General features: G+C 75.3%; 19 protein-coding genes. 12 read left to right on the top strand and 7 right to left on the bottom strand.

Annotation, left to right across the window (positions count from 1 at the left end):
* Positions 1–12 precede the first annotated feature (12 nt).
* Entirely contained in the window at positions 13–2499 is a 2487-nt protein-coding gene (locus tag ACF1AK_RS23045) for a SpoIIE family protein phosphatase (protein ID WP_391500692.1), read from the top strand.
* Between the two features lie 50 nt (positions 2500–2549).
* Here ACF1AK_RS23045 and ACF1AK_RS23040 read toward each other — a convergent pair whose 3' ends face one another.
* The 3 genes from ACF1AK_RS23040 to ACF1AK_RS23030 all read right to left on the bottom strand — a co-directional run bounded on the left by ACF1AK_RS23040 (position 2550) and on the right by ACF1AK_RS23030 (position 4856).
* Positions 2550–3647, bottom strand: a complete 1098-nt coding sequence (locus ACF1AK_RS23040) for a chemotaxis protein (RefSeq protein WP_391500691.1) — start codon at positions 3645–3647, stop codon at positions 2550–2552.
* Between the two features lie 163 nt (positions 3648–3810).
* Entirely contained in the window at positions 3811–4314 is a 504-nt protein-coding gene (locus ACF1AK_RS23035) for a YfbM family protein (RefSeq protein WP_391500690.1), read from the bottom strand.
* 62 nt (positions 4315–4376) lie between these two features.
* Positions 4377–4856 (bottom strand): flavin reductase family protein, encoded by a 480-nt coding sequence (locus ACF1AK_RS23030; protein WP_391500689.1) that lies wholly within the window; start codon positions 4854–4856, stop codon positions 4377–4379.
* A gap of 232 nt (positions 4857–5088) precedes the next feature.
* Here ACF1AK_RS23030 and ACF1AK_RS23025 point away from each other — a divergent pair, with 232 nt between their 5' ends.
* Positions 5089–5910, top strand: coding sequence for an alpha/beta fold hydrolase (locus tag ACF1AK_RS23025; RefSeq protein ID WP_391500688.1), 822 nt, complete (start codon positions 5089–5091; stop codon positions 5908–5910).
* A 69-nt stretch (positions 5911–5979) separates the two neighbouring features.
* Here the strand turns inward: ACF1AK_RS23025 and ACF1AK_RS23020 are convergent, their stop codons facing one another.
* A complete protein-coding gene (locus tag ACF1AK_RS23020) occupies positions 5980–6243 on the bottom strand; it encodes a hypothetical protein (protein ID WP_391500687.1) in 264 nt (87 codons plus the stop codon).
* 80 nt (positions 6244–6323) lie between these two features.
* Here ACF1AK_RS23020 and ACF1AK_RS23015 point away from each other — a divergent pair, with 80 nt between their 5' ends.
* The 4 genes from ACF1AK_RS23015 (at position 6324) to ACF1AK_RS23000 (ending at position 8490) form a co-directional block, all read left to right on the top strand.
* A complete protein-coding gene (locus ACF1AK_RS23015; RefSeq protein ID WP_391500686.1) occupies positions 6324–6815 on the top strand; it encodes a DUF5680 domain-containing protein in 492 nt (163 codons plus the stop codon).
* Between the two features lie 90 nt (positions 6816–6905).
* Positions 6906–7319, top strand: a complete 414-nt coding sequence (locus tag ACF1AK_RS23010; protein WP_391500685.1) for a VOC family protein — start codon at positions 6906–6908, stop codon at positions 7317–7319.
* Positions 7320–7386: 67 nt separating this feature from the next.
* Positions 7387–8052, top strand: a complete 666-nt coding sequence (locus tag ACF1AK_RS23005; protein WP_391500684.1) for a hypothetical protein — start codon at positions 7387–7389, stop codon at positions 8050–8052.
* A gap of 69 nt (positions 8053–8121) precedes the next feature.
* Entirely contained in the window at positions 8122–8490 is a 369-nt protein-coding gene (locus ACF1AK_RS23000; protein WP_391500683.1) for a cupin domain-containing protein, read from the top strand.
* Positions 8491–8500: 10 nt separating this feature from the next.
* Here the strand turns inward: ACF1AK_RS23000 and ACF1AK_RS22995 are convergent, their stop codons facing one another.
* Complete coding sequence (locus ACF1AK_RS22995; protein WP_391500682.1) at positions 8501–10009, bottom strand: FAD-dependent monooxygenase; 1509 nt, start codon at positions 10007–10009, stop codon at positions 8501–8503.
* Positions 10010–10107: 98 nt separating this feature from the next.
* Between ACF1AK_RS22995 and ACF1AK_RS22990 the strand changes: the two genes are divergently transcribed.
* From ACF1AK_RS22990 to pntB, 3 genes are all read left to right on the top strand, one after another.
* Positions 10108–10749, top strand: coding sequence for a TetR family transcriptional regulator (locus ACF1AK_RS22990; protein WP_391500681.1), 642 nt, complete (start codon positions 10108–10110; stop codon positions 10747–10749).
* Positions 10750–10903: 154 nt separating this feature from the next.
* Entirely contained in the window at positions 10904–12493 is a 1590-nt protein-coding gene (locus ACF1AK_RS22985; RefSeq protein WP_391500749.1) for a Re/Si-specific NAD(P)(+) transhydrogenase subunit alpha, read from the top strand.
* 5 nt (positions 12494–12498) lie between these two features.
* Complete coding sequence (gene pntB / locus ACF1AK_RS22980; RefSeq protein WP_391500680.1) at positions 12499–13956, top strand: Re/Si-specific NAD(P)(+) transhydrogenase subunit beta; 1458 nt, start codon at positions 12499–12501, stop codon at positions 13954–13956.
* A 43-nt stretch (positions 13957–13999) separates the two neighbouring features.
* On the opposite strand, the gene ACF1AK_RS22975 is transcribed toward pntB, so the two are convergent.
* A complete protein-coding gene (locus tag ACF1AK_RS22975; protein ID WP_391500679.1) occupies positions 14000–14707 on the bottom strand; it encodes a DUF3152 domain-containing protein in 708 nt (235 codons plus the stop codon).
* A gap of 161 nt (positions 14708–14868) precedes the next feature.
* On the bottom strand, positions 14869–15606 hold the full coding sequence (locus tag ACF1AK_RS22970) for a class I SAM-dependent methyltransferase (RefSeq protein ID WP_391500678.1): 738 nt from the start codon (positions 15604–15606) through the stop codon (positions 14869–14871).
* Positions 15607–15892: 286 nt separating this feature from the next.
* On the opposite strand from ACF1AK_RS22970, the gene ACF1AK_RS22965 reads away from it, so the two are divergent.
* From ACF1AK_RS22965 to ACF1AK_RS22955, 3 genes are all read left to right on the top strand, one after another.
* Positions 15893–17107: an FHA domain-containing protein gene (locus ACF1AK_RS22965; RefSeq protein ID WP_391500677.1), complete on the top strand. Its 1215-nt coding sequence runs from the start codon at positions 15893–15895 to the stop codon at positions 17105–17107.
* A 31-nt stretch (positions 17108–17138) separates the two neighbouring features.
* The gene (locus ACF1AK_RS22960) at positions 17139–17531 is read left to right on the top strand and encodes a hypothetical protein (RefSeq protein ID WP_391500676.1); all 393 of its coding nucleotides are present in this window, start codon (positions 17139–17141) and stop codon (positions 17529–17531) included.
* 85 nt (positions 17532–17616) lie between these two features.
* Positions 17617–17820 (top strand): hypothetical protein, encoded by a 204-nt coding sequence (locus ACF1AK_RS22955; protein ID WP_391500675.1) that lies wholly within the window; start codon positions 17617–17619, stop codon positions 17818–17820.
* Positions 17821–17869 lie beyond the last annotated feature (49 nt).

Genomic DNA, 17869 nt, shown 5'->3' with positions numbered 1-17869 from the left:
GGAGTCACCACCGTGCAGCAACCGCAGGATCCCCCGACCACGGGTCTTCCCGCGCCGTCCGAGCGCGCGCCGAGGGTCGGGCCCCAGCGCGGGCCCGCCCCGGACGGCGCGGCATCCGGCGCGCCGTCCGCCGCGGAGGCGACGGCGCGCGGCGAGGCGACGGCGGTCGGGCGGCTCGCCGGCACGGTGGAGCGGCTGCGGCTGGAGCTCGAACGGGCCCAGGCCCACTCGGCGGGCCGGGCGGTGGTGGAGATGGGCGTCGGCGTGCTGGTCGAGCGGCTGCGCTGCGGGCCCACGGAGGCCGCCGGGCAGCTGGAGAGCCTCGCCGAGCAGGCCGGGGTGTCGACCCTGGCGCTCGCCGCCGACCTGGTCAACCAGGCCGCCGCGGACCAGATATCGGCACTGGCCCGGGCGTTCGTCGAGGGGGCCGCGGTGCCCCCGGACGAACCGGACGAACCGGTGGCGGTCCGGCTGCGCAGCACCGAGGCGGACGCCCTGGCGGGCGGGGACGCCGCGGCGGCCGCCCGGGCCATGCTGGACCACGCGCTGCGCCCGCTGGGCGTCACCGCCGTCGCGGTCTGGGCGGCCCACCCGGACCTCTCGCTGTCGCTGGCCGGGAGCGCCGGCTTCCACGAGGAGGAGGCCCGCCGCTGGCGCCACGTGCCGCCGGGCGTGCCCACTCCGGCCCGCCGCGCCCTGGACGAGCGGGCGGCGGTCGGCTACCCGACCCTCGCCGAGGCCTCGCTGCCCTCCGTCGGCCAGCACGAGATCCGCGGCGGCCGGCTGGCCGTCCCGGCCGGCAAGGGCGGGCGGCTGATCGGGGTCCTGGAGCTCTGCTGGCCGGAGGAACTGCCGGAGCTGTCCCAGCCCCTGCAGCGGCAGTTCGAGGCGCTCGCCGAGGTGGCCGCCGCCACCCTGGAGTCCGCGGGCGGGCGGGAGCCGCGCGTACCGGAGGCCGTCGACGGCCAGTTCGACGAGCTGCGGCAGCTGACCGACGGCCTGCTCGACCCGTGCATGGTGCTGCGGCCGGCGCCCGACGGCGACGACCTGCCGCCGCCCTTCGTGATCCGGCACGTCAACCCGGCGTTCGTCGACTTCGCGGGGCGCCCGACCGGGGTGATCGCCGGTGCCCGGCTGCTGGAGGCGTACCCGCTGGCCGCCGAGCCGGGCGGGCTGGCCGAGAAGGTCGAGCACGTCTTCGCCACCGGCGAGCCGTTCCGCACCCCCGCCCTGCGGCTCGCCGCCCTGGTCGACGGGGTGCCGCTGGTCACCCGGGCGCAGGTGAGCGTCAGCCGCCACGGCAGCCACGTCGCGGTGGTCTGGCGGCTGGACGACGGCACCCCGCGGGTGGCCCGGCTGCTCCAGCACGCGCAGCGGCTGGGCCGGATCGGCGGCTTCGAGGAGGACCTGCGCACCCGCCGGATCGCCTGGAACGACACCGTGTTCGAGCTGCACGGGCTGCCGCCCACCGCGTCGCCGATCGCGCTCGACCAGCTCCCCGACCACGCCCACCCGGACGACCGGCACGCCCTCGGGCGGTTCCTGCGCACCCTGCTGCACCATCACCGCCCGGCGTCCACCGCCTTCCGGCTGCAGCGCCCGGACGGCGTCACCCGGCACATCCGGGTCGTCGCGGAGCCGGTGCACGAGCCGGACAGCGGGCTGCGCACCGTACGCGGTGCCTACCAGGACATCTCCGCCCAGCACTGGACGGAGGTCGCGCTCGCCGCCACCCGGGACCAGCTCGCCCAGAGCGAGCAGCAGGCGGCCGAGCGCAGCCGGCTCGCCCTGCAGCTCCAGCACGCGATCATGCCGCCGGCGCGCGGCCCGCTGGACCTGCCGGACCTGCGGGTGGGCGTGCGCTACCGGCCGGCCGAGAAGGGCCACCTGGTCGGCGGCGACTGGTACGACGCCCTGCCGCTGCCCTCGGGGGACGTCCTGCTGTGCGTGGGCGACGTCGCCGGCCACGGCATCGAGGCCGCCACCGGGATGGTCGCGCTGCGCAACGCGCTGCGGGGGCTGGCGGCCACCGGCGCCGGGCCCGCCCAGCTGCTGGGCTGGCTGAACAGTGTGACCCACCACCTGACCGACAACGTCACCGCCACCGCCGTCTGCGGCCTCTACCGGCCGGGGGCGCGGCGGCTGCGCTGGGCGCGCGCAGGCCACCCGCCGCCGGTGCTGCTGCGCGGGGGGCGGGCGACCACGCTGCCGCAGCTGGGCGGGATCCTGCTGGGCGCCGTCGACCAGGCGGACTACGAGGAGGGCGAGCTGGTGCTGGAGCCGGGCGACCAGCTGGTGATGTACACCGACGGGCTGATCGAGCGCCGCGACGAGTCCTTCCAGGCCTCGCTGGCGGGCCTGATGGCCCTCGCCGAGCAGGCCCGCGGTGCCTCGGCCGGCGGCGCGGACGGTCTGGAGGAGCACCTGGACCACCTGCTGCGGTACAGCAACGCCGACACCGACGACGACACCTGCCTGGTCGGGATCGCCGTCCGCTGACCGGGCGCCCGGCGCGCCGTCCCGTCCTGCCGACGGGACGGCGCGGAGGGTCAGTAGCGCAGGACGGCGGCGATCCGTCCGGCGTCGGACAGGGTGCCGTCGGGCACGAAGCTGACCCGGCCGCCGGTGTCGAGGGTGCGCTCGACCACCTCGTCGACGATGTCCTCGCGCGCGCCGGACTCCTCGGCCGAGGCCGGCACCAGGTGCTCGCCGTCGTCGCGCACGGTGGTGCGGAAGTTCTCCTCGACCACCAGCCGGCCGAGCCGCCCCTCACCGGCGGCCCGCCAGACCTCGTCCAGGCCCGCGGCGAAGGTCTGGCGGCCGCGCGCGGCGTCGAGCTGGGCGAGCGCATCGGTGGTCTCGCGCTCGGCCTGCGCGCGCACGGCGGGCTCGACCGCCTTGCGGACCGTCTCGGCGTCCGCCTGGGCGAGACCGCCGTGCGGAAGCTGCTCGGTGGCCTCCTTGGCGATCGGGCCGACGGCGTCCAGCAGGGCGAGCGCGGCGGCCTCGCCGGTGACGTAGAGCGGGCGGCGGTCGGCCGCGAGCAGCTTGCCGACCTCGGTGTCGGCCTGGCGGAGGAAGGTCTTGGTCTCCTCGTCGCGGAAGGTGCTGGGCGTGTCGCCGATCCGCTCCTGCCGCTCGGGGTCGGGGTTGTCGAAGACCCGTACCAGCGGGAAGCCGTGGTCGTGGACCTCGGTGACCCGTTCGTGGTCGCCGTCCCACAGCACCACCCGGTCGGCGGCGACCGCGAGCACCCAGTAGGGACGCTCGGCGGCCTGGGCGGCGACCAGGTTGCGGGTGAGGTAGGTGTCCGACAGCACCACCCGGGCGGGCGCGGTGCGCCCGAGCGACCAGACCTGGTGCTCGCCGGGGCTGGCGAGGATCGCGAGGCCGTCCTCGGCGTGCACCAGGTCGACCTCGGCGACGGCCCGGTCGAGCTGCTCCAGCACGTCGATCCGGTCCGCACGGGAGACGTCGGGATCGGCCTGGACCTTCTCCTTGGCCTCGGCCAGCAGGTTGCGCAGCCGGACCGGGTCCTGGGCGTTGTCCGGCTCCCGGCGGTGCGTGGGCATCAGGATGGACACCGCCGGGTACGGCCTCGGCCGGCGCAGCTCGGCGAGGACGGCGGGGCTGAGGGCACGCTGCATGGAGACCCTTTCCGAAGGCGGCTCGGCCTTCTTTGCGTGAACACGCTTGGCCCGGGACTGCTCCCGAATGTCCGTGATGCCCTCAATGTACCGACATGCCCCTTCACTCGCCGCCCGCCCGCCGCCCGCCCTCCGGCACTCGGCACGCGTCACGCGTCACGCGTCACTCGATCCAGACCAGCACCCCGTGCCGCCGGGTCGCCACCGCCCGCAGGAAGTCCGCGAGGGCCCGGTACTCCGCCGTCACCAGGTGCAGCGCGTCCTCCTCCGCCCACAGGCCCTGCGGGTACACCCGCGCCCCGGCGAGGTCCGCCGCCGTGACGCCCTCGGTCAGCCGCCCCGGGTCGAGCCCGGCGAGCGCCCCGGCGGCGAGCCGGACCCGCTCCGGCATGATCAGGGACGGCGGCCCGTAGCCCCAGTCGTCCGCCCCCGGCAGCTCCCCCTCGCCGTGCACCAGGTCGACCGGGAACTCCCGGCGGCGGAGCAGGAAGTCCAGCGCCTGCCACGCCTTGCCGGTCTCGTGCAGCCGCGCCCATCCGCCGCCCGCCCGCGCCCCGTCCGCCGCCCCGTCCAGCTCCTCGACGAACTCCTGCGCCCACTCCGGCTCCCGCAGGGCCCGCTCCAACTCCCCGGCGCTGAGCCGGAGGTACCGCCCGATCATGCTCATGGCCGGAGCCTAGGCCAGGCCACCGACAGCGCCCGGGCGGAGGGCTGCCGCGGCCGGCGGGCTCAGGCGGGGTGACCGGCCTCGATGCCGGCGACGTCCCGGAAGGACAGCACCGCGGCGTCGCCGGCGGGCGGGGCCTCCACGGCCACCGGGGCCAGCAGCAGGCCGGTGTGGTCGCCCCAGTCGGCGCAGTCCAGCACCCGGCCGACGAACCAGGCGGGCGCCTCCGCGAGCACCGGCACCCCGTACGGCCCGTGGTACCACTCGATCCCGGCGAACTTGTCGGTGTCGTCCCCGCTGCGGCCGCCGAACAGCGCGGCCAGCCCGTGGCCGTACGGCAGCAGGTGGACGCCCAGCGCGTCGGCCGCCAGGGCCGTGTCATGGGTGTGGTTCGCCTTGGACATCCACACCACGAACCGCACCGGGTCGATCGAGCACTGACCCGCGAACCCGACCAGGCACCCCGCCGGCGGCGGCCCCGGCGCGGTGACCACGTACACCGGGTAGTCCAGCAGGGCCGTGAACCTGTCGAAGTCGCCCATGCCTCCAGCCTAGGAACGCTCCCGCCGGTTCGCACCCGGCCCGGCCTCCCCTCCCCCGGTCCGGCGTGCCCCGGACCGTACAGGGCTTGCCTGACGGTGCACAGGACGGCTGCGGGCCGTGCCGACCGGTGCCCGGGGGGTCCATGCTGGGGTCAGCCGGCCGGAACGCCCCCGATCGCGACCCGGCCGCCCCCCGTCCTCCCTGCTCCACGAGCACGACCGAAAGGCCGTCATGCCCTTCATCACCCTCTCCGACAGTTCCCAGAAGTTCTACAAGGACTGGGGCAAGGGACGGCCCGTCGTCCTGTCGCACGGCTGGCCGCTGAACGCCGACGCCTGGGAGGGCCAGGCCGTGGCCCTCGCCTCGGCCGGCTTCCGGGTCGTCGCCCACGACCGGCGCGGCCACGGCCGCTCCACCCAGACGTGGGACGGCAACCACATGGACCAGTACGCCGACGACCTGGCCGAGCTGATGGACCAGCTCGACCTGACCGACGCGGTGCTGGTCGGCCACTCCACCGGCGGCGGCGAGGTCGCCCGCTACCTGGGCCGGCACGGCAGCTCCCGGGTGCGCAAGGCCGTACTGCTGGGCGCCGTCCCGCCCCTGATGCTGCGCACCGACGCCAACCCCGAGGGCACCCCGCTCTCGGCCTTCGACGGCATCCGCGCCGGTGTCGCCGCCGACCGCTCGCAGTTCTACTACGACCTGAGCGAGGCCTTCTACGGCTTCAACCGCCCGGGCGCGGAGGTCTCCGAGGGCAAGCGCCGCGAGTTCTGGCTGCAGGGCATGCAGGCCGGCCTGAAGAACGCCCTGGACTGCGTCGAGGCGTTCTCGGAGACCGACTTCACCGAGGACCTCAAGAAGATCGACGTCCCGGTCCTGGTCGCCCACGGCGACGACGACCAGATCGTGCCGATCGCCGCCTCCGCCGAGAAGGCCGTCAAGCTGCTCCCCCAGGGCACCCTGAAGGTCTACCCGGGCGCGCCGCACGGCCTGGTCGGCGCCTACGAGGCCGCGTTCACCAAGGACCTGGTGGAGTTCGCCGCCTCCTGACCGTCCGCCCCGTTCCCCGGCCCCGGCCGTGCGGCGTCCTCACCGGCGCCGCACGGCCGGGGCCGCGCGTCAGCGGCCCGACAGCCGTCCGGCCAGGGCCCGCACGGCCTCGGAGCCGGCCGCCTCCGCCACCCGGTCGAGCAGCCCCAGCACCGCCGCGTACTCGCCGCGGGTCAGCGTCACCGGGGCGCCCTCGGCGGCCAGTCCCGCCCGGATCGCGGCCTCGGCGCCCTCGACGGCCGTGCCGGGGTCCGGCCCGGTCGACAGGGTGCCGGTCTGGATCACCCGTCCCGCGATGTGCACCGTGCCCGCGATGCTGTTGGAGACCTCCATCGCCCTTCCCCCTTCCGGTACCGGCTTCCCCCGATCCCGCCCCGGCCCGGTTGTCGGTGCCGGATGGTAGGACACCGCCCATGCCTATCGATCCCACCATCTTCACCGAACCGACGGCCACCGGGCTGAACGACTTCGTCGTCCGCGCCAAGGCCGCGACCTACGCGGGCGGCGGCGGCCGGGTGGCACCGGTCCGGACGAGCTCGCACGACCTGGAGTACCGCGAGGGCGAACTCGTCTACCGGGACAGCTACTTCGGCGGCACCGACTTCCTCGGGCAGGAGACCGTGCACCTCGGGGACCGCCCGCTGTGGGGCATGAACTACTACGGCTACCTGCTCACCGACGGCATCACGGCCTTCACCGCGGGCGAGACCGTCAAGGCGGCGCTCACCGCCCTCTACGCCGAGGGCCGCTTCCTCGGCGGCTTCCGGTACACGGTCGGCGACTTCGGCTACGTCGACGAATCGTCCGGCACCGTCGAGCGGTTCCGGGGCGTCGAGCACATCCTGACCGCGACCGGCGAGCGCGCCTACGAACTGCGCTACCACGGCGGCCGGATCCTCGACTGAGCCGTGCTCGCGTCCGGGGCGTCGCCCGGCGCCCCGGCGCGGCATTCCCTACGCTACGGAATGGACATTCCCCCAGGAAAGGGACCAATCATGCCTTCCGTCCTGAACCCCTACATCAACTACACCGGCGACGCCCGGCCGGCCCTGGAGTTCTACCGCGACGTCTTCGGCGGCGAGTTGAACCTCAACACCTACGGCGACTTCGGCGCCGGGGAGGGCCCCGGCGCCGACCGGATCATGCACGGCATGCTGACGACCCCCGCCGGCTTCACGCTGATGGCCGCCGACACCCCGCCCGGCATGCCCTACACGGCCGGCAACAACATCTCGGTGTCGGTCAGCGGCGACGACGAGGCCGAGCTGCGCGGCTACTGGGAACGGCTCTCCGCCGACGGCACCGTCCTGGTCCCCATCGAGCGGCAGGCGTGGGGCGACGTCTTCGGCATGTGCACCGACCGCTTCGGCATCACCTGGCTGGTCGACATCACCGCGCCCCGCCCCTGAGCCGCCCGCCCCCGCCGGCCCGGCCCGGCGGGGGCCTCTGACAGTGCCGCATGACACAGTTCCGCCCATGAACCTCACGACCACCCTGCACAGTTGGGACGAGTCGGTCGCCCTCTTCGAGCGCCGCGGCCTGCCCCGGGACTCCTACGAGAACCTCTACGAGGAGGAGTACGACGTCCACGCCGGCGACCTCGCGATCGAGGGGCACTTCGACCTCGACACCGCCGGCCTGGAGGGCACCGGCTGCATCGTCGACGGACACCTCACCGTCGACGGCGCGATCCTCAACATCGACGACGGCTGCCCCGCCCTGATCGTCCTCGGCGACCTCCGCGCCGCCGCCGTCTACCTGGAGGGCGACGCCAAGCTCCTCGTCCGCGGGGACGTCCTGGTCGGCGCCTTCGTCGGCAACATGACCGAGAAGCTGGTGATGATCAACGGCGACCTGCGCGCCCAGGTCACCGTGCTGTCCTCCGAGTTCGGCCCGGACCTGATCGGCGGCACCCTGCACGGCCCGGTGCTGGCGCCCGCCTACCTGGCGGCCGGACTGGAGGCCCCGCCGGCCGCCGCCGCGAGCGTGCTCGTGCCCGAGGTACTGCGCGTCGAGGGCGAGGACGACGGCGACGCGCTGCGCCACTTCGACACCCCCGGCGTCCACGGCGGCCGCCTGCTGGAGCGCATCGAGGCCGGCCTTCCCGTCACCCTGCCCACCCCGGAGGCGGCCGGACGCTAGGTCCCCGTCCGGGTGCGACGGGGGCCGCCGCACCCGGAACCGCCCCACGCCGGTGCGATGATGTCCGGCATGACGGATGCGGAGGCCCTCGGCGAGGGCGTGGTCCTGGACGCACTGCTGCGCGAGGCGGACGCCGACCGGGCCGGGGCACTGTGGCGGCTGACCGGTGCCGAGCGCCAACTGGACGCGAACGTGGTCCGGCTGCGGCCCGGGGCGTCGGTGGCCGAGCACGTCGAACCGGACCTGGACGTGCTGCTGCTCGGGCTCGCCGGGCAGGGCACACTGCGGTGCGGCGGCGTCGCGCACGCGCTGGAGCCGGGCGTGCTGCGACTCGTGCCGCACGGCGCGGCGCGCGGCGTGTCGGCGGGGCCGGAGGGCGCCGTCTACCTGACGGTCCACCGGCGGCGGCCGGGCATGACCGTCCGGCCCCGCCCCTGACGCCCGGCCCCTACGCCCCGAGCCCCGCCAGGTAGCCGAGCACCGCCTCGTGGTCGTCCGCCCGGGCGGTCAGGGCGATGTGGTGGTCGGGCCGGACGAGGACCAGGGCCTCACCGGTGATCCCGTACGCCCGGCGGACCGCGCCGTCGGGGTCGTCGACCGCCACCGGGCGGACGTGGCCGGGCAGTCCGGCCGCCTCGGGCCGGGCGCCCGGCCCGAGGCCCAGCAGGGTGAAGTGGTCTCCGGCGAAGCGGTCGAACAGGCGGGCCGGTGCGCCGTCGGGCCCGAGGTAGCGGCTGTCCGGCGCCCGGTCCCCGGCCCGGACCGACCCGGCCCGGTCGACGGCGGCCGGCTCCCCGTCGGTCCGGTCGACGGCCAGGCTGCTCCACCGGTAGCCCAGCGCGAGGCCGGTGAGTTCGCCCACCCGCCCGGCCTCGACCCCGGTGCCGGGGGTGGCGCTCCCCGCGGTGACGGCCGCCATGCCGGCGCTGGTGACGTCGAGCGTCCAGGCCGCGACCGGCAGCCGCTCCTCCTGGTAGGTGTCCAGCAGGCCCGGACCGGCGAACCCGCGCAGCACGTGGCCGAGCTTCCAGGCGAGGTTCCAGGCGTCCTGGATCCCGGTGTTCATGCCGAGCCCGCCGGCCGTCGGGTGGACGTGCGCGCAGTCCCCGGCCAGCAGGACCCGTCCCTCGCGGAAGCGCTCGGCCATCCGGACGTTGACCCGCCAGGTGGACAGCCAGGTCGCGTTGCCCAGCCGGAGGTCCGCGCGGCCGGTGTGCAGCGCCGCCAGCCGCTGGAAGCTCTCCAGCGACGGCGCGACCGGCCGGCCGTCGGCGTCCGTCTCGGGGCTCGCCTGCAGCTGCCAGCGGCGGGTGCCGGGGAACGGACAGAGCATGAACGCGCCCCGGGGCCCGAACCACTGGTGCCAGGCGGCCGGGTCCAGCCCCTCGACCTCCACGTCGCCGCAGACCATCACCGGCTCCGGGTCGCCGTCGCCGACGAAGGGGATGCCGAGCAGCTTGCGCACCGTGGAGCGCCCGCCGTCGCAGGCGACCAGGTACTCGGCGGCGATCCGGCCGCCGCCGGCGAGCCGGACCTCCACCCCGGCGCCGTCCTGCCGGAGGTCCACCAGTTCGGTGGCGAGCTCGACCCGCACCCCGTGGTCGGCGAGCCGCTCGCGCAGCAGCCGCTCCACCCGGGTCTGCGGCAGCCACAGGCTCGCCGCGTACGGGGTGGTGGCGGTGGGCCGGGCGCCGGCGAACGGCTCCGTCTCGTTGACGAACTCGCCGTCGAAGTACTTGCGGAACGGCAGGTGGGTGCGGCCCGCGGCCGCCAGCCGTTCGCCGAGGCCGAGGTCGGCGAGGACCTCCAGGCTGCGCGGGTTGAGGGTCTTGCCGCGCGAGCCGGCGGGGAACCGCTCCGCCCGGTCGATCACCCGCACCGCCACGCCCTGCCGGGCCAGTCCGCAGGCCAGGGTCAGTCCGGTCGGCCCCGCCCCCGCGATCACCACGGTCGTCATGTGTCTCGCCCCTTCCGGTCGTCGATACTCCTCCATGGAACAGCAACCGGGTAATCAATGCAACCGAGTAACAAACATGCCTGGGTTATGATCGGCTCATGGAACTGAACGAGCACGACACCGACCCGGGTCTGCGCACCCTGAAGAAGCAGCGCACCCGCCAGGCCATCGCCAACACCGCCATCGCCCTCTTCCTCGCCCGCGGCTTCGACGAGGTCTCGGTGGCCGAGATCGCCGCCGCCGCCGAGGTCTCCAAGCCGACCCTCTTCCGCTACTTCGCCAGCAAGGAGGAGCTCGTCCTGCACCGCTTCGCCGACCACCTCGGCGAGGCCGGCCGCGTGGTGCGGGACCGGCCGGCCGGCGTCACCCCGCTGGACGCGCTGGAGCGCCACCGCCTGGACGGGCTGGCGGAGCACGACCCCAGCACCGGCATGACCGCCCACCCCCAGGCGATCGCCTTCCTCCGGCTGGTCTACGAGACCCCGAGCCTCTCCGCCCACCTGGTGGACTACCTCGCCGCCGACGCCCGCGCGCTCACCGAGGCCCTGGACCCGGACGGCGGCATGGCGGCCCGGCTGCTCGCCGCCCAGTACGTGGCCGTCCGCCAGGTGCTCGCCCGCGCCGTCTGGACCAGGCTCGCCGACGGTCAGGACGTCGAGGAGGTCGGCCGGATCGCCGCCGCCGAGACGGCCACGGCCTTCGCCCTGCTGCGCGACGGGGCCGCCGCCCTCGGGTTCTGAGCCCGTCCGGGCGCGAACCGGTGAAGCACATCACGGGTGGGCACTGTCGCTTCGCGGGGCCGTGTTGGGTAGGTTCCTGCCCCCGGGGGAGCGAGACTCCTCGGAAGGGCGGATCCCGCCGTCAACGGTTCCTCCGATCAGAGAGGCACGAGTGATGACTGCACAGGGCTCCACGCACCACCCACCGCAGCGCATCGGCGTGGTCGCCGAGTCGACCGCCGGGGAGACCAGGGTCGCCGCGACACCGTCGACGGTCCGGGGCATCCTCGCCCTGGGCTACCGGGTCGTGGTCGAGTCCGGGGCGGGCACGGCCTCCGGCTTCACCGACGAGGCCTACACCGAGGCCGGCGCGGAGACCGGCGACGCCTGGGCGGCCGATGTCGTCCTCAAGGTCAACGCCCCCTCGGCCGCCGAGCTGGCCCGGCTGCGCGAGGACGCCACCGTGATCGGGCTGCTCGCCCCGGCGCAGCGCCCCGAACTGCTGGCGGCGCTGGCCGCGCGCCCGGTCACCGCGCTCGCGCTGGACGCGGTGCCGCGGATCTCCCGGGCCCAGTCGATGGACGTGCTCAGCTCGATGGCGAACATCGCCGGCTACCGGGCGGTGATCGAGGCGGCCCACGCGTTCGGGCGGTTCTTCACCGGCCAGGTGACGGCCGCCGGCAAGGTGCCCCCGGCGAAGGTCCTGGTGGCCGGGGCCGGGGTGGCCGGGCTCGCCGCGATCGGCGCCGCCTCCAGCCTGGGGGCCGTGGTGCGCGCCACCGACCCCCGGCCCGAGGTCGCCGACCAGGTCAGGTCGCTGGGCGGCGAGTACCTGGCGGTGGACGTCGCCCAGGAGGCGGGCACCGACGGCTACGCCCGGGCGACCTCGGCCGACTACGACCGGGCGGCGGCCGAGCTGTACCACGCGCAGGCGCGGGACGTCGACATCGTGATCACCACCGCGCTGATCCCCGGCCGCCCGGCCCCCCGGCTGCTCACGGCGGCGGACGTGGCGGCGATGAAGCCGGGCAGCGTCATCGTCGACATGGCCGCCGCGCAGGGCGGCAACGTCGAGGGCACGGTGGCCGGCCGGACGGTGGTCACCGGCAACGGCGTCACCGTCATCGGCTACACCGACCTCGCCTCCCGGCTGCCGGCCCAGGCCTCGCAGCTGTTCGGCACCAACCTGGTGAACCTGCTGAAGCTGCTGACACCGGGCAAGGACGGGCGGCTGGTGCTGGACTTCGAGGACGTGGTGCAGCGGGCGGTGACGGTGGCCCGCGCGGGCGAGGTCACCTGGCCGCCGCCGCCCGTGGCCGTCTCCGCCGCGCCCGGCCCCGCGCCCTCGACGCCCGCGGCGCCCGCCGCACCGGCCGGCGCGGGCGCGCAGCCCGAGCGGCCCCGGCTCACCCCGGCGGCCCGGTTCGGCCTGATCGGCACCGGGATGCTGGCGGTGTTCCTGCTGGTCGGCTTCGCTCCGGCGCAACTCGCCCGGAACTTCACGGTGTTCGCGCTCGCCGTGGTGATCGGCTACTACGTGATCGGCAAGGTCCACCACGCGCTGCACACCCCGCTGATGTCGGTCACCAACGCGATCTCCGGGATCGTGGTGATCGGCGCCCTGCTGCAGATCGGGCACGAAAGCACCCTGGTGACCGTGCTGTCCTTCGTGGCGCTGCTGCTGACCAGCGTCAACGTCTTCGGCGGCTTCGCCGTCACCCGCCGCATGCTGAGCATGTTCTCGACGACCCCCGAAAGGCGCTGAGACCGATGACCTCCACAACGGCGGCCCACGCCGCGGACCTGGTCGCCGCCCTGCTGTTCATCCTCAGCCTGGCCGGGCTCTCCCAGCACCGCACCTCGCGCGCCGGCGTCGTCTACGGCATCGCCGGGATGGCCCTGGCCCTGGTCGCGACGGTGGTGGTGGCGTCGCGGAGCATCACCGCCGGCGCCGTCGCGCTGATCGTCCTCGCGATGGCGCTGGGCGGCGTGATCGGGCTGTGGCGGGCGCGGCAGGTCGAGATGACGCAGATGCCGGAGCTCATCGCCGTCCTGCACAGCTTCGTCGGCCTGGCCGCGGTGCTGGTCGGCTGGAACAGCTATCTGGAGGTCGAGGCGCACGGCTCGGCCCAGAGCGCCGTCCCCGCCGACCTGCTGACCATCCACCACGCCGAGGTGTTCATCGGCATCTTCATCGGCGCGGTCACCTTCACCGGCTCGATCGTCGCCTTCCTCAAGCTCTCCGCGCGGATCGCCTCGCGCCCGCTGATGCTGCCCGGCAAGAACGCGCTGAACATCGGGGCGCTGGGCGCGTTCGCGGCGCTGACGGTCTGGTTCACGGCCGGCCCGGGGCTCGGCCTGATGATCGCGGTGACGGTGCTCGCCCTGGCGCTCGGCTGGCACCTGGTCGCCTCGATCGGCGGCGGCGACATGCCCGTGGTCGTCTCGATGCTCAACAGCTACTCCGGCTGGGCCGCGGCGGCCGCCGGGTTCCTGCTCGACAACAACCTGCTCATCGTCACCGGCGCGCTGGTCGGCTCCTCCGGCGCCTATCTGTCGTACATCATGTGCCGGGCGATGAACCGCTCCTTCCTGTCCGTCATCGCCGGCGGCTTCGGCATCGAGGCGCCGTCGGGCGGCGGCGGGGAGCAGGGCGAGCACCGGGAGGTGAGCGCCGAGGAGGCGGCCCGGCAGCTGGCGCAGGCCAAGTCGGTCGTCATCACGCCCGGCTACGGCATGGCGGTGGCGCAGGCGCAGCACCCGGTCGCCGAGCTCACCCGGCGGCTGCGCGAGCGCGGCGTGGAGGTGCGGTTCGGCGTGCACCCGGTCGCCGGGCGGCTGCCGGGCCACATGAACGTGCTGCTCGCCGAGGCGAGGGTGCCGTACGACATCGTCCTGGAGATGGACGAGATCAACGACGACTTCGCCGCCACCGGCGTCGTCCTGGTCATCGGGGCCAATGACACCGTCAACCCGGCCGCGATGGACGACCCGGCCAGCCCGATCGCCGGCATGCCGGTGCTGCGGGTCTGGGAGGCGGAGCAGGTGATCGTGTTCAAGCGGTCGATGGCCTCCGGCTACGCGGGGGTGCAGAACCCGCTGTTCTTCCGGGAGAACAGCGCGATGCTCTTCGGCGACGCCAAGCAGAGCGTCGAGGACATCCTGCGCGCCCTGGACGCCGGGCTCCCGCAGGGCGTGGCGCAGGCCGGCGACCGGGCCCGGGTGTAGGCCGGCGACCGGGCCGGGGCGCGGACCGCCCCGGCCCGCGCGGTCACGGCTGGGGCGTGGCCGCGGGAAGCGGCGGGCCGGTCAGCAGGGTGCCGTCCTCGCCGAACGGCCGGCCGTTCGGCACGCAGCCGTGCAGTCCCTTGATCTGCTGCATCATCACCGGGGCGGGCGCCCCCGCGCCGGGGCAGTCGACGTGGCCCTGGCCGAGGATGTGCCCGACCTCGTGGTTGACGGCGAGGGCGTGGTACTCCTCGGGCTGTCCGGTGTAGAACTCCGACAGCTCGGTCCAGCGCTTGAGGTTGATGACGACCTGGCGGTTCGCCGCGCAGTTCACCCAGCCGCCGGTGTCCAGGCCGTACTGGCCGCAGATCCGGTCGGTGGAACCGGGGGTGGCGAGGTAGACGGTGAAGTCCACCGGGTCGGCGGCCACCCGCTGGAACGAAAATCCGCCGCCCGCCGCCCAGCCGCGCCGGACGTCCCCGAGGATCTTGTCCACCTCGGCGGCGAACTGGTCCGGGCCGATCCCGAGGCCGTCCTCCGCCCGGACCTTGTAGCGGTAGAGCTTCCCGCCGGTCCCGGACTGCGCGGTCCCGCCGGCGGCCGTCGTGAACGCCAGCGGCTTGGACGACGGCTCCTCGGCGGCCCACGGCTTCCACCACAGCAGCCCCGCCGTCACGGCGGCCACCACCGCCAGCGCGACCGCCGCGTACCCCGTGCGTCCGCGGAGGGCGCCGGGGCCCCGGGCCCTCACCCGGACCGCCGGGCGAGGGCGGCGGGTATCGCCGCGCGGACGGGCCGCGCGGGGAGGCGGGACGGTGGGAGGGGCAGCAGAACGGTCATGCCTGAAGGGACGTACCGGACCCGCCCCGCGGTTCACCGGCGCGGTCCACCGGGGCGCCGCGCCGGCGCGGCTCAGGACGGCCGCGCGCCGTCCGGGGCGACCGCCATCCAGTGCGCGGGCAGCTCGATCCGTTCGCCTTCCGAGGTGAACTCCGTGGTGGCCAGCGGGAGTTCACCGGAGCCGAGGACGGCCAGGCCGGCCGCGGCGAGGAGTTCGCCGAAGGCCGCGTCGGCGACCCCGGCCGGGGCCAGGCCGTGGGCGAACACCGGGCGCAGCTTCGGGGGCGGGCCGGCCGGGTCGCGGGCGAGGGCGCCGAGGACGCCCTTGGCCGCCTCGGACAGTTCGACGAGGAAGGCCCGGCCGTGCGTGCCGAGCAGCGTGGCCACGGCCTCGGCGACCGGGGCGCGGTCGGCCGGGTCGCTCTGGTGGATCACGCCGCGCAGGTACACGTTGGCGTCGCCGAGTCGCCGGTGCAGCGCCCGCACCGCCGCGGGGTCGGTGGCGTCCAGCCGGAGGTAGGCGGCCCGCTCCCCCGGGTCCGCGCGCCGGGCCAGCTCAACGGCGGCGGCGGACAGGTCGGCGCCGAGGACGCGGGCGAAGCGGCCGGCGAGGAAGCGGGTCTGGGTGCCGTTGCCGCAGCCGAGGTCGACGAGCGGCAGGTCCGGGTCGGCCAGGTACGGCGCGAACAGGGCGAGGTGGCGTTCGGCGGTGAGGGCCGCTCCGGCGTCCCAGATCACCGAGCCCTCGCCCTCGGGCGCGTCGCGCCAGAAGCCCTCCCAGGCGTCCCGGTACCGGTTCGTCACACTCATGGGAGACCTCCCGACCGTCACGGACAGTGCTCTCATCGTACCGCTCCGTCGGCGGGTCCCGCGGCCCGGACGTGTCCTGCGGGCCGTCAGCTGACGGCCCGGGGCCCGGAACGGCGGGCCTGCCGGGCATCCGGTCGGCGGCAATGGCCGAACGGGGGTGTGCTCCGGGCCCGAAGTGGCCTTTACTGGAAGTGAACGCATTCGAGCCGGCGGGCGGCGAAGCGTTTTCACCGCCCCCGGCGGCCCACCGGTTCCCCCCGGTCGCACCCCGGTAGGAGGTCGTGCCATGAGCCCGCCCTCGCAGGACCAGGCCTTACCCCGTCTGATCGTCGACGGCCCTGACCGGCTCCGCGGCCAGGTGTACGAACTCGACTACGAACCCTTACTGGTCGGCCGGGACTCCACCTGCCGGCTGCAACTGGTGGATCCGCTGCTCAGCCGGCGCCACGCCGTGGTGTGGTGGGCGGGCGGGCACACCACCGTGGAAGACCTGAGCTCCACCAACGGCACCAAGCTGAACGGCCACCGCGTCCTCGGGCAGCAGATCCTGCGCACCGGGGACGTCCTGAGTTTCGGACCGCTGGAAGTGCACTACGAGGAGCCGACGGCCGCGGTGACCGAGGTCGCCGGGGCGCCGGGCTCCGCCCGGGAGCCGCCGGGCCCGACGCCGGTCACGGCCGAGGCGCCGGCGGCCTTCCGCGAGCGCGCCGGGGCCGCGCGGGGGCCCGCCCCGAAACCACCCCCGAAGCCGGCCGCGCAGCCGCTCGCGCAGCCCGTGCACGCGGCGGCGCCCGGGCCCGCGGCGGCGCGGGTGGAGACGCCTCCGGAACGGGGGCGCCCCGAGAAGCCGCCCGGACCGGCCTGGCCCGGCCCGGCCGCCCCGTCCGAGACGCCTCCGCCGCCCCCGCCGCCCCCGGTCGTCGGGCCGCCCCCGCCGCCGCAGGCACGGGCGCCCCTGACACCGCTGCCGCGTCTGGACGTCCCGCCCCCCAAGGCCCCCGGGCCCGAGGGAACGCCGCAGCCCCGGTCCGACGCCGGCCGGCAGCGGGCGGAGCCGAACGTCGAGGACGTCGGCCGGAACACGTTCGACGCGGCCTCCCGCTTCGACGTCGACCGGCAGATCGCGGAGGGGAACCTCAGCAATATCGGCCGGGACCAGGTCAACTACATCTACCGCGACGACCACCTCGAAGTGGCCCGCCGCGAGACCTTCTTCCGCAAGATGGCCGCCGCCCGGCTCTGGGCCCGGCACGTGCTGGTCGCGGGCCTGGCGCTCGCCCTGGTCGGCAGCGCCTACCTCGGCTGGGAGCGGGCCAACCCGGACACCCTGGCCGAGCGGATCGGGCACATCGCGCACAACGCCGGCCTCGTGATCGGGGTGGCCGGGGTGGTGCTGCTGGTGGTCGGCGGCGCGGTGATGATCCGGGCCGTGATCCGCCAGCGCCGGTACGAGAAGGACGAGGCGCGCCGGCTCGACGCGAACCCGTCGCCGTCCGGCTGAGGCGGCCCGGATCCCCGGCGAAGGGAGCATCATGGTCTTCAACATCGGCAGCCAGCAGGGCGGCGTGGTCAACAACGTCGCCGGGAACCAGGTCGTCCACGGCGGCCAGAGCGGCCACCTCACGGCCGACGGGCAGGACGTACGGGAACTCCTCGGCGAACTCCGCGCCGCCGTGGAGCGGGCCCCGCTGCCCGGCGCCGTGGCGCCCGAGGTCCGCTCCGAGCTCGACGCGCTGGACACCGAGGCCGCCCGCCCGGAGCCGGACCGCGAGGAGGTGGCGAGCCGGCTCGGCCGGGTCACCCGCCTGCTCAGCTCGGCCGGCGCACTCGTCGCCGCCGGGACGGGCCTGATCGGGCCGATCTCCGCCCTGGCCGGCTGGCTCGGCACCCTGGGCGGCCCGATCCTCCGGGCCATCGGCGGCTGACCGCCGGGCCCACGGCCGCGTCGTCGTCCCGCCACCCGGCCCACACCGGGTGGCGGGGCGCCGCGGGGCCGGTGACAGTCGGACCATGACACAGACCACGTGGACCGAAGCACGCATCCTGTTCGCCTCCGCCACCGAGGGCGGGCATGCCGCGGACCAGGGCAAGGCCCGGATCAGCGAGCAGGGCTGGGTGGACGTCAAGCAGGACGGCGGGGGCTTCACGTCCTATCCGCCGCAGCAGGTCTTCCGGGTCCTCTGGCTGTCCGATCCGTGGACCGAGGACCAGTAGCGCGAGGGCGCCGGGCCCCGGGCGTGCTGCCCGGGGCCCGGCGTCCGCC

This window comes from Kitasatospora sp. NPDC015120 (assembly GCF_043080305.1).
GTDB lineage: Bacteria > Actinomycetota > Actinomycetes > Streptomycetales > Streptomycetaceae > Kitasatospora.
The sequence above is the reverse complement of the archived record's forward strand: the minus strand, read 5'-3'. Positions and strand labels throughout refer to the sequence as shown.